Here is a 23,251-nt window from a genome sequence, read left to right on the forward strand (position 1 = left end):
CGGCCGCGTGTCAGTGCCGGGGCATAGACTTCGACGCTGTCCCCCAGACTGTCCGATGCCCGTCGTCTATGTTGTCCATGGAGGCCGAACCGTGTCGAAGCCGCCGTTCACGCACCTGCACGTCCACACCCAGTACTCGCTGCTGGACGGTGCCGCGCGGCTGAAGGACATGTTCAACGCGTGCAACGAGATGGGCATGACGCACATCGCCATGTCCGACCACGGCAACCTCCACGGGGCGTACGACTTCTTCCACTCCGCGAAGAAGGCCGGAGTCACCCCGATCATCGGGATCGAGGCGTATGTCGCCCCGGAGTCCCGGCGCAACAAGCGCAAGATCCAGTGGGGCCAGCCGCACCAGAAGCGGGACGACGTCTCCGGTTCCGGCGGTTACACCCACAAGACGATGTGGGCGGTGAACAGCACCGGGCTGCACAACCTCTTCCGCCTCTCCTCCGACGCCTACGCCGAGGGCTGGCTCCAGAAGTGGCCCCGGATGGACAAGGAGACGATCGCCCAGTGGTCCGAGGGCATCGTCGCCTCCACCGGCTGCCCCTCCGGGGAGCTGCAGACCCGGCTGCGCCTCGGCCAGTACGACGAGGCACTGAAGGCCGCCGCCGACTACCAGGACATCTTCGGCAAGGACCGCTACTTCCTGGAGCTGATGGACCACGGCATCGACATCGAGCGCAAGGTCCGCGACGGCCTGCTGGAGATCGGCCGGAAGCTCGGCATCCCACCCCTGGTCACCAATGACTCGCACTACACCTACGCGCACGAGGCGACTGCCCATGACGCCCTGCTGTGCATCCAGACCGGCAAGAACCTCTCCGAGCCCGGCCGCTTCAAGTTCGACGGCACCGGCTACTACCTGAAGTCCACCGAGGAGATGTACGCCATCGACTCCTCGGACGCCTGGCAGGAGGGCTGCGCCAACACGCTCCTGGTCGCCGAGATGGTCGACACCACCGGCATGTTCGAGAAGCGCGACCTCATGCCCAAGTTCGACATCCCCGAGGGCTACACCGAGGTCACCTGGTTCAAGGAGGAGGTCCGCCGCGGCATGGAGCGCCGCTTCCCCGGCGGCATCCCCGAGGACCGCCAGAAGCAGGTCGAGTACGAGATGGACGTCATCATCCAGATGGGGTTCCCGGGCTACTTCCTCGTGGTCGCCGACTTCATCATGTGGGCCAAGAACAACGGCATCGCGGTGGGTCCCGGCCGTGGCTCCGCGGCCGGTTCGATCGTCGCCTACGCGCTCGGCATCACCGACCTCGACCCGATCCCGCACGGCCTGATCTTCGAGCGGTTCCTCAACCCCGAGCGCATCTCCATGCCCGACGTCGACATCGACTTCGACGAGCGCAGGCGCGTCGAGGTGATCAGGTACGTGACCGAGAAGTACGGCGCCGACAAGGTCGCCATGATCGGCACCTACGGCACCATCAAGGCCAAGAACGCGATCAAGGACTCCGCGCGCGTGCTGGGCTACCCGTACGCGATGGGCGACCGGATCACCAAGGCCATGCCCGCCGACGTCCTCGGCAAGGGCATCCCGTTGTCCGGCATCACCGACCCCGAGCACCCCCGCTACTCGGAGGCGGGCGAGGTCCGGGGGATGTACGAGAACGAGCCGGACGTGAAGAAGGTCATCGACACCGCACGCGGTGTGGAGGGCCTGGTCCGGCAGATGGGCGTGCACGCGGCCGGCGTGATCATGTCCAGCGAGACCATCACCGAGCACGTCCCGGTCTGGGTCAGGCACACCGACGGCGTGACCATCACGCAGTGGGACTACCCGAGCTGCGAGTCGCTCGGCCTGCTGAAGATGGACTTCCTGGGCCTGCGCAACCTCACGATCATGGACGACGCCGTCAAGATGGTGAAGTCCAACAAGGGGATCGACATCGATCTCCTCGGCCTGGAGCTGGACGACCCCAAGACCTTCGAACTGCTCCAGCGCGGCGACACCCTCGGCGTCTTCCAGTTCGACGGCGGCCCGATGCGTTCGCTGCTGCGCCTGATGAAGCCGGACAACTTCGAGGACATCTCCGCCGTCTCGGCCCTGTACCGACCGGGCCCGATGGGCATGAACTCCCACACCAACTACGCGCTGCGCAAGAACGGCCAGCAGGAGATCACGCCGATCCACCCGGAGCTGGAGGAGCCGCTCAGGGAGGTCCTGGACGTCACCTACGGCCTGATCGTCTACCAGGAGCAGGTGCAGAAGGCCGCCCAGATCGTCGCCGGCTACTCGCTCGGCGAGGCCGACGTGCTGCGGCGTGTGATGGGCAAGAAGAAGCCCGAGGAGCTGGCGAAGAACTTCACCATCTTCCAGGGCGGCGCCCGCAAGAAGGGCTTCAGCGACGAGGCCATCCAGGCCCTGTGGGACGTGCTGGTCCCCTTCGCCGGCTACGCGTTCAACAAGGCCCACTCGGCCGCGTACGGCCTGGTGTCGTACTGGACCGCCTACCTCAAGGCCAACCACCCCGCCGAGTACATGGCCGGCCTGCTGACCTCCGTCAAGGACGACAAGGACAAGTCGGCGGTCTACCTCAACGAGTGCCGCCGCATGGGCATCCGGGTGCTCCCGCCCAACGTCAACGAGTCCCAGTCGAACTTCGCCGCGCAGGGCGACGACGTGATCCTCTTCGGCCTGTCCGCGGTGCGCAACGTCGGCACTAACGTCGTCGAGTCGATCATCAAGTCCCGCAAGGCCAAGGGGAAGTACGCCTCGTTCCCCGACTACCTCGACAAGGTCGAGGCGGTGGTCTGCAACAAGCGCACCACCGAGTCGCTGATCAAGGCCGGCGCCTTCGACGAGATGGGGCACACCCGCAAGGGCCTCACCGCGCACTACGAGCCCATGATCGACAACGTGGTCGCGGTCAAGCGCAAGGAGGCCGAGGGGCAGTTCGACCTCTTCGGCGGGATGGGCGAGGAGCCCAGCGGCGAGCCCGGCTTCGGCCTCGACGTGGAGTTCTCCACCGAGGAGTGGGACAAGACGTATCTGCTCGCCCAGGAGCGGGAGATGCTCGGTCTGTACGTCTCCGACCACCCGCTCTTCGGCCTGGAGCACGTGCTCGCGGACAAGGCCGACGCGGGCATCGCCCAGCTCACCGGCGGCGAGCACGCCGACGGCGCGGTCGTCACCATCGGCGGCATCATCTCCGGCCTCCAGCGCAAGATGACCAAGCAGGGCAACGCCTGGGCGATCGCCACCGTCGAGGACCTGGCCGGCTCCATCGAGTGCATGTTCTTCCCGGCGACCTACCAGCTGGTGTCGACCCAACTCGTCGAGGACGCCGTGGTGTTCGTCAAGGGCCGGCTCGACAAGCGGGAGGACGTGCCGCGCCTGGTGGCGATGGAGCTGATGATCCCCGACCTGTCGAACGCGGGGAGCAACGCGCCGGTGGTCCTCACCATCCCGGCACTGAAGGTGACCCCGCCCATGGTCAGCCGCCTCGGCGAGATCCTCAGCCACCACAAGGGCGACAGCGAGGTCCGCATCAAGCTCCAGGGGCCGAGCAGGACGACCGTGCTGCGTCTTGACCGGCACCGGGTCAAGCCGGATCCGGCGCTGTTCGGCGATCTGAAGGTCCTGCTCGGCCCGTCCTGCCTGGCCGGCTGAGACGAACGAGGGGCGTACCCGTGCGCATCGGGTACGCCCCTCGTGGATTACCGCACGTGCTCAACAGCCCATGAAGCGGGCTCAGTTGTGACCGAAGCGCTTCTGACGTCCCTTGCGGGCCATGGCAGTCGGACTCGTCTGCGGCCCGTGGGCGTGGTGCTCGGACTGCTGCTCCGACGCGGAGTGCTCCGTCTCCTGCGGGCCGTTCGCGGCCACGGACGCCTTCTGCCGGCTGCGGTCCTGCTTGCGGTTCTTGGCCATGGTGATCAGCCTCCTGTGGGGGATCTAGGGGCCAGGGCCGGGACCAGATTCACATAGGCCGACAATGAACGCATGTTGGATAATTACCGTATGTAACGCGGGGTGTCGGCGCGCGGGCGCCCGAAACGCCACGCCGAAGATCGAGTTCGGGCCGTTAACCCCGGCCGGGTCGGGCAGACTCGAAGCACATCCCGAAGCACATCCCTGAGCAACCTCCCGGAAAGAGGGTGGATCGCGTGGACCGCTGCATCGTCCTGGTGGACGCCGGGTATCTGCTGGGCGCCGCGGCCAGTCTCCTTGCCGGGGAGCCGTCGCGCTCCCGGATCACCGTCGACCACACCGCCCTCGTGCAGGGGCTGCGTGAACAGGCCGAGTGCGACACGGAGCGGCCCCTGTTGCGCATCTACTGGTTCGACGGCGCGCCCGACCGCGTACCGCAGCCCGAGCACCGCCGGCTGCGCGTGATGCCCCGGGTCACCGTCCGGCTCGGCGCGCTCACCCGCAGCGACGGGCGCTGGGCGCAGAAGGGCGTGGACGCCGCGATGCACGCCGAACTGACCGAACTGGCCCGCAACCGCGCCTGCTCCGACGTCGTCCTCGTCACCGGCGACGGCGATCTGCTGCCCGGCATGATGGCCGCCAAGGAACACGGCGTCGCCGTCCACCTGTGGGCGGTGCAGGCCGCCGACGGCGACTACAACCAGTCCGAGGACCTGGTCGCCGAGGCCGACGAGCGGCGCGTGCTGGACCGTACCTGGATCACCAAGGCCGTACGCGCCAAGGAACTCGGCGGTGTCTGCGCGCCACCGCCCGCGCCCCGTCCCGAGATCGCCGCGATCCTCTCCGCGCCGCTGCCCGAGTCCACACTCACCCAGCCCGCCGAGAGCCCCGCCGAAGAACGGCAGCACCCGGCCGCAGCCGCGGGGCGCGGCGCGGCCGAGGAGCGGGTGACCTCCGCCAGGGGCGTGCCCACCCCCAAGGACCTCGCCGCCCTGCGCGCCCCCGGCACCTCGCCCGCGCAGCACCCCACCACGGCGACCCTGCGCTGGTCCTCGGACCGCGGCTGGGTGGACCGGCCGGGCCAGCCCGGCGAGCCCGCCGAGGCCGCCTCCATGCCGACGCTCGCCCAGCTGACGACGGCCGAGCAGCGCTGGGCGGACCGGGAGGAGGACATCACGACCGTCGGCGGCGACCCGTACGAGGTGGGGCAGGTCTTCGCCCGGCGCTGGGTGGAGCGGCTGGGCGACCCCGCGCACCTTCAGAAACTGTCGTCGATGTACCCCCGGATCCCGCACCGCGTCGACGGCGAGCTGCTGCGCTACGCCGCCCGCTTCGGACTGCTCGCGCACAAGGACGACCAGATCGACGAGCACGACCGGTATGCCATCCGCGCCGGGTTCTGGCGGGAGATCGACGTACGGACGTCCACCGAGCGCGCTCCCGCAGGCGACTGAACCGCGGGACCGGACCGGCTCGGGGCGCCCCGAGGGCGAGGAGGACTCCGCGACCCCGTACCCTCGTCCCTTGTGAGTACGCGCACGGCACAGGCACTTCGCCCCGGGGACGACGTCGTGTGCGCGGTGCGCGGACTGACCAGGACCTACCCCGCGGTGCGCGGCCGGCGCGGTGCCCCCGGGACGCCCGCGGTGCTGGCCACCGACGCGGTCGAGCTCGACGTCCGGCGCGGCGAGATCTTCGGGCTGCTCGGGCCGAACGGCGCCGGCAAGTCCACCCTCGTACGCCAGCTCACCGGGCTGCTGCGCCCCGACAGCGGAACGGTCGAGATCCTCGGCCACGACATCGTGGCGCACCCCGAGCGGGCCGCGCGGATCCTCGCCTACCTCGGGCAGGAGTCCTCCGCCCTGGACGAGCTGACCGTCTCGCTCGCCGCCGAGACCACCGGGCGGCTGCGCGGCCTGGACCTCAGGCGGGCGCGCGCCGAGCGGGACGCCGTCCTCGACGAACTCGGTCTCGCGCCGATCGCCGGGCGCCCGCTGAAGAAGCTCTCCGGCGGCCAGCGGCGGCTCGCCTGCTTCGCGGCCGCGCTGGTCGGCGAACGCCCGCTGCTCGTGCTCGACGAGCCGACCACCGGCATGGACCCGGTGGCCCGGCGGGCGGTGTGGTCCGCCGTCGACCGGCGGCGCGCCGAACACGGCACGACCGTCGTCCTGGTCACCCACAACGTCATCGAGGCCGAGACCGTCCTGGACCGGGTCGCCGTCCTGGACCGGGGCCGGGTCATCGCCTGCGACACCCCGGCCCGGCTCAAGGAGCGCGTCTCCGGCGAGGTGCGGGTCGAGCTGGTGTGGCGGGAGCAGGCACCCCTGGAGGTGGCGGCGGTCGCCGCGCTCAGGGAGCGGGCCGTGGAATCGGGGCGCCGCTGGACGCTGCGGCTGGCGCCCGAGGAGGCCCGCGCCGCCGTCGCCACGGTCACCGGCGGGGCCGCCTTCGCCGCCCTGGACGACTTCACCCTGACCACGCCCAGCCTGGAGGACGTGTACCTGGCACTGGGCGGCGCCGCCCGGCAGGGTCTGGTGAAGGCATGAACGCCGGGACCGACGGATTCGGCGGGGACCACGCAGGGGACTACTTCGCAAGGGTCTACTTCGTAGGGGACCGCGCGGGCGCCGGGGGGAACACGTCCGGCGCGGGAGACGCGACCGCGCCCGCCGTGCGGGCCGCGTTCGCCGCCGTGGACAAGCCGGCCGCGCTCGCTGCCGCAGGGAAGAGGAGCAGTTCGACGTGAGTGTCGTACCCGCCGGTGTGCTGCCGGGCGCGACGGCCGTACAGGACGGCAGTGCCGCCAAGGCGGCCGTGCTCGGGCCGCGGGCACGGCTGTGGCCCTCGCTGGCCGCCGTGTACCGGGCCCAGCTGTCCCGGGCGCGGGTGGCGCGGATCCCGCTGCTGTTCGTGGCGACCTTCCAGTCCGTCGGCATCATGATCATGATGCGGGGCGTGGTGAGCGGCGGCGGGGAGGCCCGGTTCGTGGTGTCCGGCGCCTCGGTCGTCGTCGTCGCCTACGTGGCCCTGAACCTGCTCGCCCAGTACTTCGGGCAGCTGCGGGCCAGCGGCGGGCTCGACCACTACGCGACACTGCCGGTGCCGCCCGCCGCCGTGGTGCTGGGCGCGGCGGCCGCGTACGCCTCCTTCACGGTGCCGGGCACGCTCGTGACCGCGGTCTTCGGGTGCGTGCTGTTCGGGCTGCCGCTCGGCAACCTGTGGGTGCTGGTGGTGGTGATCCCGCTCGCCGGTGCCGCGCTCTCCGGGCTCGGCGCGGCCTGCGGGCTGCTCGCACCGCGCCCGGAACTGGCCACCCTGCTGGGCCAGTTGGGCATGTCCGCGGCGCTGCTGCTGGGCGTGCTGCCTCCCGACCGCATGCCCGAGGCGGTACGGCTCCTGCGCGACCTGCTGCCGTCCACGTACGGTGTGGAGGCGTACGCGCACACCTTCGCGGCCCGTCCCGACTGGGCTCTGGTGGCCGGTGACATGGCCGTCTGCGCCGGGGTCGGGGTGGTCTCGCTGGCCGTCGCCACCTGGGCCTATCGCCGGGCTGCCGTCCGGTGACGCGGCCGTCCCCCGCACCTGGCACGATGACAAGGTGACAGCTCCGTTGACTCCGCCACCGCCGCCGCACCGGCGCTCCTCACAGCCGTCCGGGCCGTCCGGGTCCTCAGATCCCTCTGAGCGCTCAGAGCCCTCAGCGCGCTCAGAGTCCTCGGGTTCCTCGGAGTCCGGGCAGGCCCGACAGCCGGGGCCGGTCTCGCCCTGGCAGGTGCCGCCCGCCGGAGCCCGGCCGGTGAGCGCCTACGAACAGGACGGGCCCGGATGGGCGGCCGAGATCCGGGAGGCCCTCGTCGTCATGGTCGGCGTGGCGCTCTGCGGGGTGCCGCTGGGACTGCTCTGGCTGCGGCTGGCGCCGAGGGTGCCGCTGATCGCCGATGTGTCGGGGAGCAACTGGGTCGTCTACCTCAAGGACACCGAGGGGGAGCAGGCGATCGGCGTCGACGGCACGTTCACGCTGCTGGCCCTGGCCCTCGGCGTGCTGAGCGCGGTGGCCGTCTTCCTGTGGCGGCGGCGCGGAGGCGTGCCGCTGGTGGTGGCCCTGTGCGTCGGAGGACTGCTCGGGTCGCTGCTGGCGTGGCGGCTCGGGGTGTGGCTCGGGCCCGAGCAGAACGTGATCGCCCACGCCAAGGCGGTGGGCAAAGGCGTGACGTTCCCGGCACCGCTGAGGCTCCAGGCCCAGGGCGCGCTGCTGGCCTGGCCGCTGGCCGCGGTGCTCGTCCACCTGGGGATGACGGCCCTGTTCGGGCCGCGGGACCCGGAGCCGGACACGGCGCCGTTCGGACCGACCCTGCCACCGGTGTGAGCCGCACGCGGTGAGCCGTACGCGGTGAGTCGTACGCCCCGGTCGTCCTGCGGGCGCCGGAGCAGCCGTGGGGCGGTCCGGCGCCCGGGTCGGGGCGTGGGGTCACGCCGGGCGGTGGCCGTGATTCGCATAGCCCTTCTTCATGCGCCATGAGCGCTTGCGGGTCCTCTTCGACATGTCTCCATACCAGCCCAATCCGGGCCGTTCGTCGAGTGGGCGGCACCGGGCCGGCGGGGCCGGTCACGTCATGGTGTCGAGGAAGGCGGCCAGAACCCGTTCGAACGCCTGGTCGTCGACGGTCGCCGGGTCGACGGCGGCCAGTGCCGCGCTGAGGTGTGGATGGTCGTCCTCGCCGCCCGTCGTGCCGGTGAGATGGCCGAAGCCCGCGGCGAAGGGGGCCAGCGCGGCGCCGAGCGCCAGGTAGTCGATGGCGAGCAGGATCCGCATCGCGTCGTCGGCCGGCCGGCCCGCCCGCAGCAGGGCGGCCACCATGCCGTCGTAGTGGCTCAGGGCCATGGTGGTGCGCACCGAGCGTCCGCCGATCAGGCCGACCGCGTTCGGATGGGCGCCGAAGGCGCGGCGGTAGGAGCGGGCGAGGGCGGCGATCCCGGTGTGCGGGTCGGGGGAGTCCAGCGCGGTGAAGTCGATCTTCTCGATGATGAGTTCGGTGACCGCGTCGAGGATGTCGTCGCGTGAGGGGACGTGGTTGTAGAGCGAGGGCGCCCGGACCCCCAGCCGGTCGGCGATCCGGCGGACGGTGAGCGCGTCGGCCCCCTCCTCGTCGATGACCGCCAGCGCCGCCCCGGCGATGGTCCGCCGGCTCAGCCCCGCCCCTCCGGCCCTGGCCATGCGCCCTCCCCTTCCGCTTGTCTCCCCGCGCTCGCCTGCGTGGACGCGTACGGACGCGGCACCGGTGGAGTCTAGCGAGCCGCCCGGAAGTGCTGGGGAACGAGGTATTCCCACCGGCACCCCAGGACGTCTACAGTGCGTGACTAACTTAGTTAGTTAACGCGAAGGAGTCCCCTGTGCAGGAGGACACCCCTGTCGGCTCCGCCCTTGCGGGCGGTTCCCCGACGGTTCCCCCGACGGCCCCCGCGGCGGACGCCGACGCCGCCCGGCTGCGCGAACTGGGCTACGAACCGGAACTGCGCCGCGGGCTCGGCGTGTTCGGCAATGTGGCCATGGGCTTCGCCACCATCTCGCCCGTCGTCGGCCTCTACGCCGTCGCGCTGATCGGAACGATGGTGGCGGGACCCGCCTGGGTGTGGGCGCTGCCGGTCTGTCTGCTCGGCCAGTGCCTGCTGCTGGTCGTCTACTCCGAACTCGCCTCGCAGTTCCCCGTGTCGGCCGGCGCCTACCAGTGGACCCGTCGGCTGATCGGCCCCAGCTACGCCTGGCTCAACGGGTGGCTGGCCCTGTTCGGTGCCCTGGTCGCCAACACCACCATCGCCTACCTGGCCGCCCCCTGGGTGCTCTCGGTGGCCGGCCTCGCCCCGACCACGGCGCGCACCACCGCCGTCGCCGCCGGATTCGTCATTCTGTGCTCACTGCTCAACGGCCTCGGCGTGGACGTGCTGCGCCGGGCGCTCGCCCTGGGCGTGGCCGCGGAGGCGGTGGCCTCGGTGCTGGTGGGCTTCGCCCTGCTGCTGGTCTTCCGGCAGCAGCCCTGGTCGCTGCTGTTCGACAGCCTGGGCGCCCAGTCCCTGTCCGGCGGCTCCTTCACCACCGCGTTCGTCACCGCCGTCGCGGTCGGCGGCTGGGCCTTCATCGGCTTCGACGCCTGCGTGGCCACCGCCGAGGAGACCCGCGACGCGGCCCGGCACGTGCCGCGCGCCGTGTGGATCGCGCTGCTCAGCGTGGGCGCCATGGTCATCGTCAACGCCGTCGCCACCGAACTGGCCCACCCCGACCCGGCCGCCGTGGTCGCGGGCAAGGACGCCGACCCGGTGTCCACCGCGGTCGCCGCGTCCTTCGGCTCCTGGTCCGCCAAGCCCTTCGCGGTGGTCGTGGTGATCGCGTTCCTCGCCTGCGGCCTGGCCGCCCAGGGCGCCTGCGCCCGCAACCTCTACTCCATCGCCCGTGACGACGTACTGCCCGGATCACGGCAGCTGAAGCGGGTCAGCGGGCGTCAGGTGCCGGTCGTCGCCCTGAGCGTGGTCACCGTCGTGGGCCTGGCCGGACTGGTGTTCACCCTGAACGGCTCCGCCGTCGCCGCCCTGCTGACCTTCGGCAGCGCGGGCCTGTATCTGCAGTTCCTGCTGATCGCCGTGGCCGCGCTGATCGCCCGGCTGCGCGGCACCTGGGTGCCGTCGGGACATGTCCGCCTCGGCCGCCTGGGCACCGTCGCCAACGTCCTGGCGGTGCTGTGGCTCGGCTTCGAACTGATCAACATCGCCTGGCCGCGCAGCGTGCTCGCGCCGCCCGGCGCCCCCTGGTGGGTCGTCTGGGCCGCGCCCCTGGTCACCGCGATCGCCCTGGCCGTCGGCCTGGTGTACCTGGCCGTCGCCCGGCCGCAGGACAAGGTCCGCCGCAGCGCCGCCTTCGCCGACTCCGGCCCCGCCGTCTGACACCGCCTCGCACCGCACCACCCCCGCACCACCAGGAGGAGCAGCTCCGCATGTCCCCGCAGACCGCACTCGTCATCACCGGCGCAACGGTGCACACTCTGGACCCCGCCCACCCGGCGGCCACCGCCGTCGCCGTCTCCGGCGGCCTGATCACCGCCGTCGGCACGGACGCCGAGATCCGTGCGCTGGCCGGTCCCGGCACCGAGGAGCTGGACGGGCGCGGACTGACCGTCACCCCCGGTCTTGTCGACTCCCACCAGCACCCGTTGATGGGCATCGCCCAGTCCCGGGGGCTGGACCTCATGGACGCGCACGACCTGGACACCGTGCTGGCCCGGCTGCGCGCCGAAGCAGACCGGCTCGGGCCGGACGACTGGGTGGTGGCCCACGGCGTCCAGTACAACGCCTTCGGCGCCCGGCCCCTGCATCGCTCGCTGATCGACGAGGCCGTGGGCGGCCGGCCCGCCTTCCTGTGGATGGTCGACGGGCACACGGCGCTGCTGAGCAGCGGCGGCCTGCGGCGGGCGGGCATCAGCGGCGAGCGGGAGTTCGCCGACAGCTCGCGGATCGTGGTCGAGGACGACGGCACGCCCACCGGCGAGCTGCACGAACTCCAGGCGGTGCTGCTGGGGCAGGCGGCGGTGCCGGCCCCCACCACCGAGGAGTTCGCAGCCCGGCTCAAGGAGCTGTTCGCCGCCCAGAACCGGACCGGCATCACCGGCGTGCACATCCTCGACTTCATGCCCGGCACCGACGACGTCCTGCGCCTGCTCGACTCCCGGGACGAGCTGACCGTACGCACCCTGCTGGCCCCCTGGTGCCTGCCCGGCTCCACGGACGCCACCGTCGAACTGATCGCCCGGCTGCGCGAGCACAGCGGACGGCTGTGGCGCACCGGCGCGGTCAAGCTCTTCGTGGACGGCGCGGTGGACGGCGGTGGCGCCTGGCTCTGCCACGCCGACCACCTCGGGCAGAACGACCGGTCCCTCTGGCGCGACCCCGAGGCGTACCGCGCGGCCGTCGCCACCTTCACCGCCCTCGGCCTGCCCTGCTTCACCCACGCCATCGGGGACGAGGGCGTCGCCTACGCGCTCCAGGCCTACGCCGACGCCGGGAAGCCCGCGGGCGGCGGACGCCACCGGATCGAGCACATCGAGGTGCTGCACGACGAGCACGTGGCGCGCTTCGCGGAGCTGGACGTCGTCGCCTCGATGAACCCCACCCACATGGACTGGACCCTCCCGGACGGCAACGACAACTGGTCGCGCCGGGTGGGCCTCGAGCACGCGGGCCAGGCGTGGCGCTACGCCGACATCCTGGCCGCCGGCGGCCAGGTCGCCCTCGCCTCGGACTGGCCCATCGCGCCCTACGATCCGCGCGAGGTCATGGCCGGCGCCGTGCTGCGCAGGCCCGTCGGGCAGACCGGCCGCGCCCCGCACCTGCCCGGGCAGGCCCTCACCCCGCTGCAGGCCCTGCGCGGCTACACCGCCGGCGCCGCGTACGGCGCCGGCGAGGAGGCGGTCGCGGGCCGGATCGCCCCCGGACTGCGCGCCGATCTGACGGTGTTCGCGGGCGACCCGCTGAACTGCCCGGCCGACGAGCTGCCGCGGCTGCCGGTGGCGGCCACCGTGGTCGACGGCCGCGTGGTGCACCGCGCCGGTGTGTGAGGCACGGTGCTGCCGGTCACGCCCGTGCGATCGGTGCCAGCGTCGCGTCCGTGAGGTGGGCGAGGTCGCCGGGGGACAGTTCCACCTCCAGGCCGCGGCGGCCCGCCGAGACGCAGATGGTGGTGTGGGCGGGGGCCGAGTCGTCCAGGACCGTGGGAAGCCTCTTGCGCTGGCCGAGGGGGGAGATGCCGCCGCGGACGTAGCCGGTGGTGCGCTCCGCGAGGGCGGGATCGGCCATCGCCGCGCGCTTGCCGCCGACCGCCGCCGCCAGGGCCTTGAGGTCCAGGGAGCCCGCGACCGGCACCACGGCCACCGTCAGGGCGCCGTCGACGTCCGCCACCAGCGTCTTGAAGACCCGGTCAGGGGAGACGCCCATCGCCTCGGCCGCCTCCTCGCCGTAGGAGGGGTGGGAGGGGTCGTGGTCGTAGGCGTGCACGGTGTAGTGCACGCCCGCCGCGGTCAGCGCCACCGTCGCCGGGGTGCCGCCCGACCCCTTTTCCTGCTTTCCCTGCTGCTTCTTCGCCTTCTTGGCCATCCCGACCCGTTCCCTCGGTCCTTCAGTTGAGACTCGTCGGGCCGCGGGTCAGCTCCGCGGCCGGCAACGAGGGCAGGCTACGGAGGATCGCCGTCTCCCCGCGAAGGAGTTTCAGCTCGTCACGCAGCCGGGAGGAGATGTCGGGCGCCTGGAGCAGCCGCTGCTTCGTCGGGATGTCGAGCATCATCGCCGCCGCCACCAGGTACGACACCACGCTCGGCTCGTCCGGCAGCTCCGCGGCCGTCGACAGCGACCGCTCCCGCGCGCCCGCCAACCGCTTCTGGTACTGGCGGAAGGACCGCAGCACGCCTTCGGCCAGCGCGCCCGCCTCGTCGCCGGGCTCCTCGGTCAGCTCCTGCAGCTCCGCCACGAGGAACGGGCCGGAGGCGTCCACGGACAGCAGCCGGACCCGGGTCGTGCCCGTGGCCAGCACCTCGAAGGTGCCGTCGGCCCGCTCCCGGATCGTCGCCGCGTCCGCCACACAGCCCACGGAGTGGAAGGCCTTGGCCGGGTCGGAGCCGAACCCGGCGGTGGGGCCGCGGTCGGGCACCGCCATCGGATCGGGCATGCCCGGGGCGCTGACGGCCACCTCGTGGCCGTCGCGGATCGCGACGACGGCGAACCGGCGCGGTTCGTCCTCGGGTGTCTTCAGCAGCGCGCGCATCATGGCGCGGTAGCGCTCCTCGAAGACGTTCAGGGGCAGCACCAGCCCCGGGAACAGCACCGTGTTCAGGGGGAAGAGCGGAAGGCGGACGGTGGTCACGGCGCAAAAGCCTAATGCTCGCCGCGACCGGCGCGTCCGCCGAGCCCGTATCGAGGGCGTCGGGACGGCCGCGGGGGCGGTGCCGCCCCCAGATCGGCACGCAGTTCCAGGAAGAGGCCCAGCGGGTCGTCCGACAGCCGGTCCCAGGGGAAGGAGGTGGCGTACGGGCCGATGAGGCGCAGCTGCACGAGGGCGTCCTCGTGGCGTCCGAGCCGCAGCAGGACGCAGGTCAGCAGGTTGCGCATCTCCGCGGGCCAGGTCACGGCCGCCGGGAAGCGGGCGGAGAACGCGATCGCCCGGTCGGCCGCCGCGTGCAGCCGGGCCCGAGGCACCTGCGGTCCGCAGCCGTCGGTCAGACAGGCGTAGGCGGCCCGCACCGGCAGCGCCTGGACGAGCGAGCCGGCCGGGGCGTCCTGGGCGGCCAGGTCGGCGAAGTCGCAGCACGCGCGGTGCGAGCCGCGCCAGGCGGCGGCCAGATAGCGCAGGGCGGCCACATGGCAGCCGTAGTGGTGCGGGGCACGGCGGACCGCGGCCGCCCACAGCTCCTCGAAGTACCGGTGTCCGGCGCGGCTGCCGCGCGCGTGGTCCAGCGCGACCCGCCACGGCACCGGGTCCCGGCCGTCGGCGCGTGCGGCGGCCGTGATCAGCGGGCTGACCGCGCGCAGCAGCTCGGTCCGCGCGGGCGAGGGCCAGGCGCGGTCGACCGCGAGCTGGGCGGCGACCAGCAGCGCGTCCGGGTCGTGCGGGGCTGCGGCGCGCCACGCGTCCAGCCACTCCGGGCGCGAGCGGGCGATGGCGGCGAGCCGGGTCGCGTACCGGTCGCGCTCCTCCCACCGGGCCCCCTTCCGGGTGCCGGCGAGCAGTGCCGCGGCGGGCCGGTACACGCCCCGGGCGGCGGCGACCAGCGCCGGGCCGAGGGGCTCGTCCGGCGCGTCGAGGAGCACCTCGTCGTCGGGGACGAGCCCGGCGGCGGTGAGCCCGGCAGCGGGGCGGGGGGCGGTTCTTGCCATCCGGGTGGGGCGGATGAACGCGGGCAGCGATGCCATGGTGCCGACCATTGAAAGACGCAGGTCGCGGACGCGCCAGGGGGTTCGGGCAAGGCGAGGAAAGTTGTACGGCGGACAGTCAAGGTCAAGTAAAAGGTGACGGTTCAACAACTCTGGGCACGCTGTGCGGGAGCGGCGGAGAACGGCTCCGCCCAGGGTCTCTCGTTTGGATCCGGCCTGGGCCAAACGAGAGGCCCTAGCCCCGCCGCAGCAGCCGTGTCGCGCCCGCCGCCACCGTGGTGGCCAGGGTCCAGCCGAGCAGGATCAGCGCCGCGCCGAGCCACTGCCAGCCGCCGCGCAGCTGCCACTCCCGCGCCTGGCCCAGATCGACGACCGGCAGCAGCAGGTCCAGGGCGAACAGGGCGGGGTTCCACTCCGGGTGGCCGCCGGGGTCGGCCGGGGGCGGGCCCGCGCGTGCGAAGGCGAGCGAGCCGGCCGCCCACAGCACCGCCATCCACACCGCGGCCCGGCCCGGCCGGTACCCGTAGGCCACCGTCCAGTCCTGCACGTACCCCACGAGCTTGGCGGCGAACGGCAGGGTCTCGCGGCGGCGGCGCTGCTTGGCCAGCAGCACCTCGCGCGCGTCCACGTCCTCGCCCGCCTCCCGCAGCACGGCGGCCAGCCGCTCGTACGGTTCCGGGTTGTACTCGGCGGTCGCCGCCGCCACCCAGTCCAGCCGCGCGGTCAGCGGGAACGGGCCCCGCGGCACCAGGTTCTCGTAGGCGAAGCCGCCCATGTGCAGACTGCCCGGGCCCGGCCAGCTGCTCGCCCGGTCGACGAGGGTGACGACCCGCGCCCCGGACAGCAGCACCTGCCCGCGCGGCGGACCCTCCCCGAGGAAGCGCAGCTCCGGTGTCTGCACCCGGCGCAGCGACAGCACCTGCTCGTCGGTCAGGGTGAAACGGGCCCGCTCCAGATCGACGGCGTCGCCGAACCGCCCGTCGTCCAGACGCACCCCGCCCCGGCACTCGAAGGGCTGAATCCGCGTGCCGTGCGCGGGCGTGACCCCGCTCAGCGGGCCGCCCGCGCCCGCCGGGGTGAGGTACAGGGTGCGCTCCACGGTGAGCTGCGGCGCGTTCAGCGCGAACCGCTCCCGCGGGTTGGCGAGCCGCGCGCCGCGCAGGCTCAGCGAGACGCCTATCGTCGCGCTGCGCAGGCTGAACTCGCCGTACGACTCCAGCAGCTCCGCCTGGAGGTCCTGGCCCACCGTCATCCCGTCGGCGACGATCGAGCGGCCGGCGCGGTCCCGGTGCACGACCGCCTGGTTGAGCAGCAGGTCCGTGCCGATGTGCGCGTCGGTCAGCCGTATCCCGCCGGTGAACCGGCAGCGCGGCAGGTGCAGGTCGCCCTCGGTGTGCACACGCGCCGCCTCCAGCCGCGGCACCGAGCAGTCCACCAGACGCACGGTGGTGAAGTGCGCCTCCGGCAGCAGGACCTCCTGGTCGAACCGGCAGCCGTTCAGCTCCACGTACGGCAGCACCGTGCCCCCGGCGAGGTCCAGGGCGCCCGTGATCCGCAGGCCGCGGAGCTTCAGGGACGACACGCGGCCGGCGAGCGCGGGCGGCCCGTCGAGGAGCAGCCAGCAGACGACGCGCGCCCGCACCGTCCGCTCGGGCCCCCAGGGATGCCCGCCGTGCGGATCGTCGACCGCGGCGTCGCCGCTGCGCAGGTCGTACACGCTGCCGTTGCGGAAGGCCTGCCCCATCCCCGCCTCGGTGGCGGTCAGGTCGTCGGACAGGTCCCCCGAGTGGAAGCCGGCCCCCTCGGCCACGAGCCTCCCTCCCTCCCCGGCTGTTCTCGGGTTGACTACGCTTCGTACAACCGGTCATGCCCGATCGGTGACGCTCTGAACACGAAACGTGAGGGGGACCTTCCGCGTTCCGTATCAGCCCCTGGTGCGGCGTTCTGTATCAGCCACTGATACGGACGGACGGTGCCCGCGTGCGGTCTGAGAGAATTGGCACCGTGATCTCCCGAATCGATCTGCGCGGCGACGCCCTCCCCGAGGGCCCCGCCCTGCGCGACCTGCTGCCCCGAGCCGACTTCGACGTCTCGGCCGCCCTGGAGAAGGTGCGTCCGATCTGCGAGGCCGTGCATCATCGTGGCGACGCGGCGCTGATCGACTTCGCCGAGCGGTTCGACGGAGTACGGCTGGAGTCGGTGCGGGTCCCGGTCCAGGCGCTCAAGGACGCGCTGGAGCAGCTCGACCCGGAGGTGCGCGCGGCCCTGGAGGAGTCCGTCCGCCGCGCCCGGCTCGTCCACCGCGAGCAGCGCCGCGCCACGCACACCACTCAGGTGGTGCCCGGCGGCTCGGTGACCGAGAAGTGGGTGCCGGTCGAGCGTGTCGGGCTGTACGCGCCGGGCGGCCGGTCGGTCTACCCGTCCTCCGTGGTCATGAACGTCGTGCCCGCCCAGGAGGCCGGCGTCGGGTCGGTCGCGCTCGCCTCGCCCCCTCAGGCCGACTTCGGCGGGCTGCCGCACCCGACGATCCTCGCCGCCTGCGCCCTGCTCGGCGTCGACGAGGTGTACGCGGCGGGCGGCGCCCAGGCCGTCGCGATGTTCGCGTACGGCACCGAGTCCTGCCCGCCCGCCAACATGGTCACCGGCCCCGGCAACATCTGGGTCGCGGCCGCCAAGCGCTACTTCACCGGCAGGATCGGCATCGACACCGAGGCCGGCCCCACCGAGATCGCGGTCCTCGCGGACGCCGGCGCCGACCCGGTGCACGTCACCTCCGACCTGATCAGCCAGGCCGAGCACGACCCGCTGGCCGCCGCCGTCCTGGTCACCGACTCCGTGGAGCTCGCGGACGCGGTCGAGAAGGAGCTGGAGCCGCAGGTCGCGGCGACCAAGCACGTCGAGGACCGGATCCGCCCGGCGCTGTCCGGCAAGCAGTCCGCGATCGTCCTGGTCGACGGACTCGACGAGGGCCTGAAGGTGGTCGACGCCTACGGCGCCGAGCACCTGGAGATCCAGACGGCCGACGCGGCGGCGGTCGCCGACCGGGTGCGCAACGCCGGCGCGGTCTTCGTCGGCCCCTGGGCGCCGGTCTCCCTCGGCGACTACGCGGCCGGCTCCAACCACGTGCTCCCCACCGGCGGCTGCGCCTGTCACTCCTCGGGCCTGTCCGTCCAGTCCTTCCTGCGCGGCATCCACATCGTGGACTACACCCGGGACGCCCTCGCCGAGGTCGCCCACCACGTGGTGACGCTGGCGGAGGCGGAGGACCTGCCCGCGCACGGCGCGGCGGTCAAGGCGAGGTTCGGCTGGAAGGTACCGACGAGCAAGTGAGCTTCGGAATCGACGATCTTCCCGTACGGGACGAGCTGCGCGGCAAGTCCCCCTATGGCGCGCCCCAGTTGGACGTCCCCGTACGGTTGAACACGAACGAGAACCCCTACCCGCTGCCCGAGCCGCTGGTCGAGCGGATCGCCCAGCGGGTCCGCGAGGCGGCCCGCCACCTCAACCGCTACCCCGACCGGGACGCGGTGGAGCTGCGGACCGAACTCGCCAGGTACCTGACGAGGACGGGCGGCCACCGGGTCGGCGTCGAGAACGTCTGGGCGGCCAACGGCTCCAACGAGGTCATCCAGCAGCTGCTGCAGACCTTCGGCGGTCCCGGCCGCACCGCGATGGGCTTCGAGCCCTCGTACTCCATGCACGCGCTCATCGCGCGCGGCACGGGCACGGGCTGGATCTCCGGACCGCGCCGCGAGGACTTCACCGTCGACGTCGCCGCCGCCGAGCGGGCGATCGCGGAGCACCGCCCCGACGTCGTCTTCGTCACCACCCCCAACAACCCCACCGGCAACGCGGTGCCGCCCGAGGCGGTCCTCGCGCTGTACGAGGCGGCGCAGGCGGCCAAGCCGTCCATGGTGGTCGTGGACGAGGCGTACGTCGAGTTCAGCCACGGCGCCTCGCTGCTGCCGCTGCTGGACGGCCGGCCGAACCTGGTCGTCTCCCGCACCATGTCGAAGGCGTTCGGCGCCGCGGGCCTGCGTCTGGGCTACCTCGCGGCGCACCCGGCCGTCGTGGACGCCGTGCAGCTGGTCCGGCTGCCGTACCACCTCTCGGCGATCACGCAGGCGACGGCGCTGGCCGCCCTGGAGCACACCGACACGCTGCTGGCCTGTGTCGAGAAGCTGAAGTCCGAGCGGGACCGGCTCGTCGGCGAACTGCGCGCGATCGGCTACGACGTGGTCGAGTCGGACGCCAACTTCATCCAGTTCGGGCGGTTCGAGGACGCCCACACCGCCTGGCGGCGGATCCTGGACCGGGGCGTCCTGATCCGGGACAACGGCGTGCCGGGATGGCTGCGGGTCAGCGCCGGAACGCCCCAGGAGAACGACGCGTTCCTCGACGCGGCACGGGAACTGAAGAAGGAACAGGAGCAGAGCGGATGACTCGCGAGGGACGCGTCGGCAGGGTCGAGCGCACCACCAAGGAGACCTCGGTCCTGGTCGAGATCGACCTCGACGGCACCGGCAGGACCGACATCGCCACCGGCGTCGGCTTCTACGACCACATGCTCGACCAGCTCGGCCGGCACGGTCTGTTCGACCTGACCGTGAAGACCGACGGCGACCTGCACATCGACTCCCACCACACCATCGAGGACACCGCCCTCGCGCTGGGCGCCGCCTTCAAGCAGGCGCTCGGCGACAAGGTGGGCATCTACCGCTTCGGCAACTGCACGGTCCCGCTGGACGAGTCCCTCGCCCAGGTCACCGTCGACCTGTCCGGCCGTCCGTATCTCGTGCACACCGAGCCCGAGAAGATGGCGCCCATGATCGGCGAGTACGACACCACGATGACCCGCCACATCCTGGAGTCCTTCGTCGCCCAGGCGCAGATCGCGCTGCACGTGCACGTGCCCTACGGGCGCAACGCGCACCACATCGTGGAGTGCCAGTTCAAGGCGCTGGCCCGGGCCCTGCGGTACGCGTCCGAGCGCGACCCGCGCGCGGCCGGCATCATCCCCTCCACGAAGGGCGCGCTGTGACCGGTCTGTCGACCCTGCTGATCGTCGTCGGCCTGTTCCTGCTCGGCGGCATCGTCTCCTTCGTCAAGCAGCAGATGCCGAAGAGCCTCATCGTGCTGCTGTCCGTCGGCGCGGCGATGTGCCTCGTCGCGGGCGTGATGCGGCTGGAGGTGTGGAATTGAGCACCGGTGCGAAAAGGGTGGTGGTCCTCGACTACGGCTTCGGCAACGTCCGTTCCGCCGAGCGTGCCCTCGCCCGCGCGGGAGCCGACGTCGAGATCACCCGCGACTACGACGCGGCGATGAACGCCGACGGTCTGCTGGTGCCGGGCGTGGGCGCGTTCGCCGCCTGCATGCGCGGCCTGAAGGACGTGCGCGGCGACTGGATCATCGACCGCCGGCTGTCCGGCGGGCGCCCGGTCATGGGCATCTGCGTCGGCATGCAGGTCCTCTTCGCGCGCGGCATCGAGCACGGGGTGGAGGCCGAGGGCCTGGACGAGTGGCCGGGCACGGTCGAGCCGCTCCAGGCGGACGTCGTGCCCCACATGGGCTGGAACACCGTGCAGGCGCCGGACGGTTCGGAGCTGTTCGCCGGCCTGGAGGAGGACGCCCGCTTCTACTTCGTGCACTCCTACGCCGTCCACGACTGGCGGCTTGAGGCCCACAACCCGGCGTTGCGCGCCCCCAGGGTGACCTGGGCGACGCACGGCAAGCCCTTCGTGGCGGCCGTGGAGAACGGCGCCCTGTGGGCCACCCAGTTCCACCCCGAGAAGTCCGGCGACGCCGGCGCGCAGCTGCTCACCAACTGGATCGGAACCCTGTAGAGACATGGCCAAGCTCGAACTCCTCCCCGCCGTCGACGTCCGCGACGGCCAGGCCGTGCGCCTCGTGCACGGCGAGTCCGGCACGGAGACCTCGTACGGCTCCCCGCTGGAGGCCGCCCTGGCCTGGCAGCGCGCGGGCGCCGAGTGGCTGCACCTGGTGGACCTGGACGCCGCGTTCGGCACCGGCGACAACCGCGCGCTGATCTCCGAGGTCGCCCGCGCCATGGACATCAAGGTGGAGCTGTCCGGCGGCATCCGCGACGACGACACCCTCGCCGCCGCCCTGGCCACCGGCTGCACCCGCGTGAACCTCGGCACCGCCGCCCTGGAGTCCCCCGAGTGGGTCGCCGAGGTCATCGCCCGGCACGGCGACCGGATCGCGGTCGGCCTGGACGTACGGGGCACCACGCTGCGCGGCCGCGGCTGGACCCGCGACGGCGGCGACCTGTACGAGACGCTGGAGCGCCTCGACAAGGAGGGCTGCGCGCGCTACGTCGTCACCGACATCGCCAAGGACGGCACCCTTCAGGGCCCCAACCTGGGGCTGCTGAAGAACGTCTGCGCGGCCACCGACCGCCCGGTGGTCGCGTCGGGCGGCGTCTCCTCGCTGGACGACCTGCGGGCGCTCGCCGGCCTCGTGCCGCTCGGTGTCGAGGGCGCCATCGTCGGGAAGGCCTTGTATGCGAAGGCGTTCACCCTGGAAGAGGCCTTGGAGGCAGTGGCGTCATGACGTCAAAAGCCGTACGGCGTGTGCAGAGCGGAAGTCCTTGGGAAGAGACCTTCGGTTTCGCGCGCGCCGTCGCGGTGGGCGACCGGGTCCTGGTGGCCGGCACGACGGCCTTCAAGGGCCATGTGCTGTACGGGGAGGGCGATCCGTACGAGCAGGCGAAGACCGCGTTCGCCGGCGCGCTGGAGGCGATCGCCGAGTTCGGTCTGGGCCCCGAGGCGGTGGTCCTGACCCGGATGTACCTGACCCATCTGCGGGACGTGGACGAGGTGGGCAGGGCCCACAAGGAACTGTTCGACTCGGTGCGTCCGGTCTCGACCCTGCTGGTGGTCGAGGGCTTCGTGGATCCCCGCATCCTGGTCGAGATCGAGCTAGAGGCATACAGAGGAGCCGTGGATTCATGACCCTGGCGGTCCGAGTCATCCCCTGCCTGGACGTGGACGGCGGCCGGGTGGTCAAGGGCGTCAACTTCCAGAACCTGCGTGACGCCGGCGACCCCGTCGAGATGGCCAAGGTGTACGACGCCGAGGGCGCCGACGAGTTGACGTTCCTGGACATCACCGCGTCCTCGGGCGACCGGGAGACGACGTACGACGTGGTGCGCCGCACCGCCGAGCAGGTGTTCATTCCGCTGACGGTGGGCGGCGGCGTCCGCACCGCCGAGGACGTGGACAGGCTGCTGCGGGCGGGCGCGGACAAGGTGGGCGTCAACACGGCCGCGATCGCCCGCCCGGACCTGATCCGGGAGATCGCCGAGCGCTTCGGCCGCCAGGTGCTGGTCCTGTCCGTCGACGCCCGCCGCACCCCCTCCGGCAGCTTCGAGGTGACCACCCACGGCGGCCGCCAGGGCACCGGCATCGACGCGGTGGAGTGGGCGCACCGGGCGGCGGAGCTGGGCGCGGGCGAGATCCTGCTCAACTCGATGGACGCCGACGGCACGAAGGACGGCTACGACCTGGAGATGATCGCCGCCGTCCGCAAGCACGTGACGGTACCGGTGATCGCCTCGGGCGGCGCCGGCAGGCTCGCCGACTTCCCGCCGGCCGTCACGGCGGGCGCGGACGCGGTCCTGGCCGCCTCGGTCTTCCACTTCGGCGACCTGCGCATCGGCCAGGTCAAGGAGACCCTGCGCGAGGCGGGGCACCCCGTCCGGTAGCCCGAGGCAGCACACGGCCCCGGTCGCCCCGTGAGGTGGCCGGGGCCTTCTTCTGCGGATACGCGAAAGAGAAGTTGCGCAATTTCTGTTGTGCAACTTTCCTTTCGTATCTAGGCTGGGTGCATGCCAAGCGAGGAGAACCGGAAAATCACCGATCTGGGCACGCTCAAGGCGCTCGCCCATCCACTGCGCATGAAGCTCTACCGGCTGCTGTTCGTGGCCGAGGCGGCCACCGCCTCTCACCTGGCCGAACAGGTGGACGAAGCGGTGTCCCTGGTCAGCTACCACCTGCGCAAGCTCGCCGAGCACGGTCTGATCGAGGAGGCCGAGCCGCGCAGCGGGGACGCGCGGGAACGCTGGTGGCAGCCGGCCTCGGCCGGCGTCTCCATCCGCGACGAGGACTTCCGGGACGCGCCCGAGAAGGTGGCGGCGCACCTCGCGGCCTCCCGGCTCTTCCTGGTGCAACGCGCCGACATGTACCGCACCTACCTCGACGAGCGCTCCCACTGGGGACGGGAGTGGAACGAGGCCGCGTTCGACTCGGAGTCGCTGCTGCGGCTGACGGCCGCCGAACTGGCCGAGCTCAACAAGGCCATGCACGACCTGGTGAGCAAGTACGACGAGCAGAGCCGGGCCCGCGAGGCGGCCGGCGACACCGAAGGGCGCGAACACATCGCGCTGCACACGTACGGATTCCCGTTCCGTGTCTGAGAGTTCCGCGTCCGAGA

The 23,251-nt window shown here is 72.2% G+C and carries 23 protein-coding genes; 17 read left to right on the forward strand and 6 right to left on the reverse strand.

Features of this window, described 5'->3' with window-relative positions; genetic code table 11:
• Positions 1 to 91: 91 nt before the first annotated feature.
• Positions 92 to 3,631, forward strand: coding sequence for a DNA polymerase III subunit alpha (gene dnaE / locus ACIHCX_RS02840; protein ID WP_400025929.1), 3,540 nt, complete (start codon positions 92 to 94; stop codon positions 3,629 to 3,631).
• Positions 3,632 to 3,712: 81 nt separating this feature from the next.
• Here the strand turns inward: dnaE and ACIHCX_RS02845 are convergent, their stop codons facing one another.
• Positions 3,713 to 3,892: a hypothetical protein gene (locus ACIHCX_RS02845; protein WP_400025931.1), complete on the reverse strand. Its 180-nt coding sequence runs from the start codon at positions 3,890 to 3,892 to the stop codon at positions 3,713 to 3,715.
• Between the two features lie 236 nt (positions 3,893 to 4,128).
• Here ACIHCX_RS02845 and ACIHCX_RS02850 point away from each other — a divergent pair, with 236 nt between their 5' ends.
• The 5 genes from ACIHCX_RS02850 (at position 4,129) to ACIHCX_RS02870 (ending at position 8,258) form a co-directional block, all read left to right on the forward strand.
• A complete protein-coding gene (locus ACIHCX_RS02850; RefSeq protein WP_400025932.1) occupies positions 4,129 to 5,346 on the forward strand; it encodes an NYN domain-containing protein in 1,218 nt (405 codons plus the stop codon).
• Positions 5,347 to 5,463: 117 nt separating this feature from the next.
• Positions 5,464 to 6,438 carry an ABC transporter ATP-binding protein gene (locus ACIHCX_RS02855; RefSeq protein ID WP_400026597.1) on the forward strand — a complete coding sequence of 325 codons (975 nt, stop codon included), beginning with the start codon at positions 5,464 to 5,466 and terminating at the stop codon, positions 6,436 to 6,438.
• A complete protein-coding gene (locus ACIHCX_RS02860; protein WP_400025933.1) occupies positions 6,435 to 6,638 on the forward strand; it encodes a hypothetical protein in 204 nt (67 codons plus the stop codon). Before ACIHCX_RS02855 ends, ACIHCX_RS02860 begins: the two co-directional genes overlap by 4 nt.
• Positions 6,635 to 7,456, forward strand: coding sequence for an ABC transporter permease (locus ACIHCX_RS02865; RefSeq protein WP_400025935.1), 822 nt, complete (start codon positions 6,635 to 6,637; stop codon positions 7,454 to 7,456). Before ACIHCX_RS02860 ends, ACIHCX_RS02865 begins: the two co-directional genes overlap by 4 nt.
• Before the next feature lie 46 nt (positions 7,457 to 7,502).
• Positions 7,503 to 8,258: a hypothetical protein gene (locus ACIHCX_RS02870; protein WP_400026599.1), complete on the forward strand. Its 756-nt coding sequence runs from the start codon at positions 7,503 to 7,505 to the stop codon at positions 8,256 to 8,258.
• Positions 8,259 to 8,498: 240 nt separating this feature from the next.
• Here the strand turns inward: ACIHCX_RS02870 and ACIHCX_RS02875 are convergent, their stop codons facing one another.
• Positions 8,499 to 9,107 (reverse strand): TetR/AcrR family transcriptional regulator, encoded by a 609-nt coding sequence (locus ACIHCX_RS02875; protein WP_400025936.1) that lies wholly within the window; start codon positions 9,105 to 9,107, stop codon positions 8,499 to 8,501.
• Between the two features lie 176 nt (positions 9,108 to 9,283).
• On the opposite strand from ACIHCX_RS02875, the gene ACIHCX_RS02880 reads away from it, so the two are divergent.
• Both ACIHCX_RS02880 and ACIHCX_RS02885 read left to right on the forward strand, forming a co-directional pair.
• Positions 9,284 to 10,825, forward strand: coding sequence for an APC family permease (locus ACIHCX_RS02880; RefSeq protein WP_400025938.1), 1,542 nt, complete (start codon positions 9,284 to 9,286; stop codon positions 10,823 to 10,825).
• A gap of 50 nt (positions 10,826 to 10,875) precedes the next feature.
• The gene (locus ACIHCX_RS02885; RefSeq protein ID WP_400025939.1) at positions 10,876 to 12,492 is read left to right on the forward strand and encodes an amidohydrolase; all 1,617 of its coding nucleotides are present in this window, start codon (positions 10,876 to 10,878) and stop codon (positions 12,490 to 12,492) included.
• Positions 12,493 to 12,508: 16 nt separating this feature from the next.
• On the opposite strand, the gene ybaK is transcribed toward ACIHCX_RS02885, so the two are convergent.
• The 4 genes from ybaK to ACIHCX_RS02905 form a co-directional block, all read right to left on the reverse strand.
• Positions 12,509 to 13,027: a Cys-tRNA(Pro) deacylase gene (ybaK, locus tag ACIHCX_RS02890; protein WP_400025940.1), complete on the reverse strand. Its 519-nt coding sequence runs from the start codon at positions 13,025 to 13,027 to the stop codon at positions 12,509 to 12,511.
• A 22-nt stretch (positions 13,028 to 13,049) separates the two neighbouring features.
• Positions 13,050 to 13,790 (reverse strand): LON peptidase substrate-binding domain-containing protein, encoded by a 741-nt coding sequence (locus tag ACIHCX_RS02895; RefSeq protein WP_400025942.1) that lies wholly within the window; start codon positions 13,788 to 13,790, stop codon positions 13,050 to 13,052.
• 11 nt (positions 13,791 to 13,801) lie between these two features.
• Positions 13,802 to 14,848, reverse strand: a complete 1,047-nt coding sequence (locus ACIHCX_RS02900; RefSeq protein WP_400025944.1) for a hypothetical protein — start codon at positions 14,846 to 14,848, stop codon at positions 13,802 to 13,804.
• Between the two features lie 184 nt (positions 14,849 to 15,032).
• Positions 15,033 to 16,607, reverse strand: a complete 1,575-nt coding sequence (locus ACIHCX_RS02905; protein WP_400025946.1) for an oxidoreductase — start codon at positions 16,605 to 16,607, stop codon at positions 15,033 to 15,035.
• 194 nt (positions 16,608 to 16,801) lie between these two features.
• On the opposite strand from ACIHCX_RS02905, the gene hisD reads away from it, so the two are divergent.
• The 9 genes from hisD (at position 16,802) to ACIHCX_RS02950 (ending at position 23,234) form a co-directional block, all read left to right on the forward strand.
• Entirely contained in the window at positions 16,802 to 18,127 is a 1,326-nt protein-coding gene (hisD, locus tag ACIHCX_RS02910; RefSeq protein WP_400025948.1) for a histidinol dehydrogenase, read from the forward strand.
• A complete protein-coding gene (locus ACIHCX_RS02915; RefSeq protein ID WP_400025949.1) occupies positions 18,124 to 19,239 on the forward strand; it encodes a histidinol-phosphate transaminase in 1,116 nt (371 codons plus the stop codon). The genes hisD and ACIHCX_RS02915 overlap by 4 nt, the downstream gene beginning before the upstream one ends.
• Positions 19,236 to 19,838 (forward strand): imidazoleglycerol-phosphate dehydratase HisB, encoded by a 603-nt coding sequence (gene hisB / locus ACIHCX_RS02920; RefSeq protein ID WP_400025950.1) that lies wholly within the window; start codon positions 19,236 to 19,238, stop codon positions 19,836 to 19,838. The genes ACIHCX_RS02915 and hisB overlap by 4 nt, the downstream gene beginning before the upstream one ends.
• Entirely contained in the window at positions 19,835 to 19,999 is a 165-nt protein-coding gene (locus ACIHCX_RS02925; RefSeq protein WP_400025952.1) for a hypothetical protein, read from the forward strand. Before hisB ends, ACIHCX_RS02925 begins: the two co-directional genes overlap by 4 nt.
• A complete protein-coding gene (hisH, locus tag ACIHCX_RS02930) occupies positions 19,990 to 20,640 on the forward strand; it encodes an imidazole glycerol phosphate synthase subunit HisH (RefSeq protein WP_400025953.1) in 651 nt (216 codons plus the stop codon). Before ACIHCX_RS02925 ends, hisH begins: the two co-directional genes overlap by 10 nt.
• Positions 20,641 to 20,644: 4 nt before the next feature.
• Positions 20,645 to 21,370: a bifunctional 1-(5-phosphoribosyl)-5-((5-phosphoribosylamino)methylideneamino)imidazole-4-carboxamide isomerase/phosphoribosylanthranilate isomerase PriA gene (gene priA, locus ACIHCX_RS02935; protein WP_400025955.1), complete on the forward strand. Its 726-nt coding sequence runs from the start codon at positions 20,645 to 20,647 to the stop codon at positions 21,368 to 21,370.
• Positions 21,367 to 21,771 carry a RidA family protein gene (locus ACIHCX_RS02940; RefSeq protein ID WP_400025958.1) on the forward strand — a complete coding sequence of 135 codons (405 nt, stop codon included), beginning with the start codon at positions 21,367 to 21,369 and terminating at the stop codon, positions 21,769 to 21,771. Before priA ends, ACIHCX_RS02940 begins: the two co-directional genes overlap by 4 nt.
• Positions 21,768 to 22,523 carry an imidazole glycerol phosphate synthase subunit HisF gene (gene hisF, locus ACIHCX_RS02945; RefSeq protein ID WP_400025959.1) on the forward strand — a complete coding sequence of 252 codons (756 nt, stop codon included), beginning with the start codon at positions 21,768 to 21,770 and terminating at the stop codon, positions 22,521 to 22,523. Before ACIHCX_RS02940 ends, hisF begins: the two co-directional genes overlap by 4 nt.
• Before the next feature lie 123 nt (positions 22,524 to 22,646).
• A complete protein-coding gene (locus ACIHCX_RS02950) occupies positions 22,647 to 23,234 on the forward strand; it encodes an ArsR/SmtB family transcription factor (RefSeq protein WP_400025961.1) in 588 nt (195 codons plus the stop codon).
• Positions 23,235 to 23,251 lie beyond the last annotated feature (17 nt).

Source organism: Streptomyces sp. NPDC052043 (assembly GCF_044548235.1).
GTDB lineage: Bacteria > Actinomycetota > Actinomycetes > Streptomycetales > Streptomycetaceae > Streptomyces.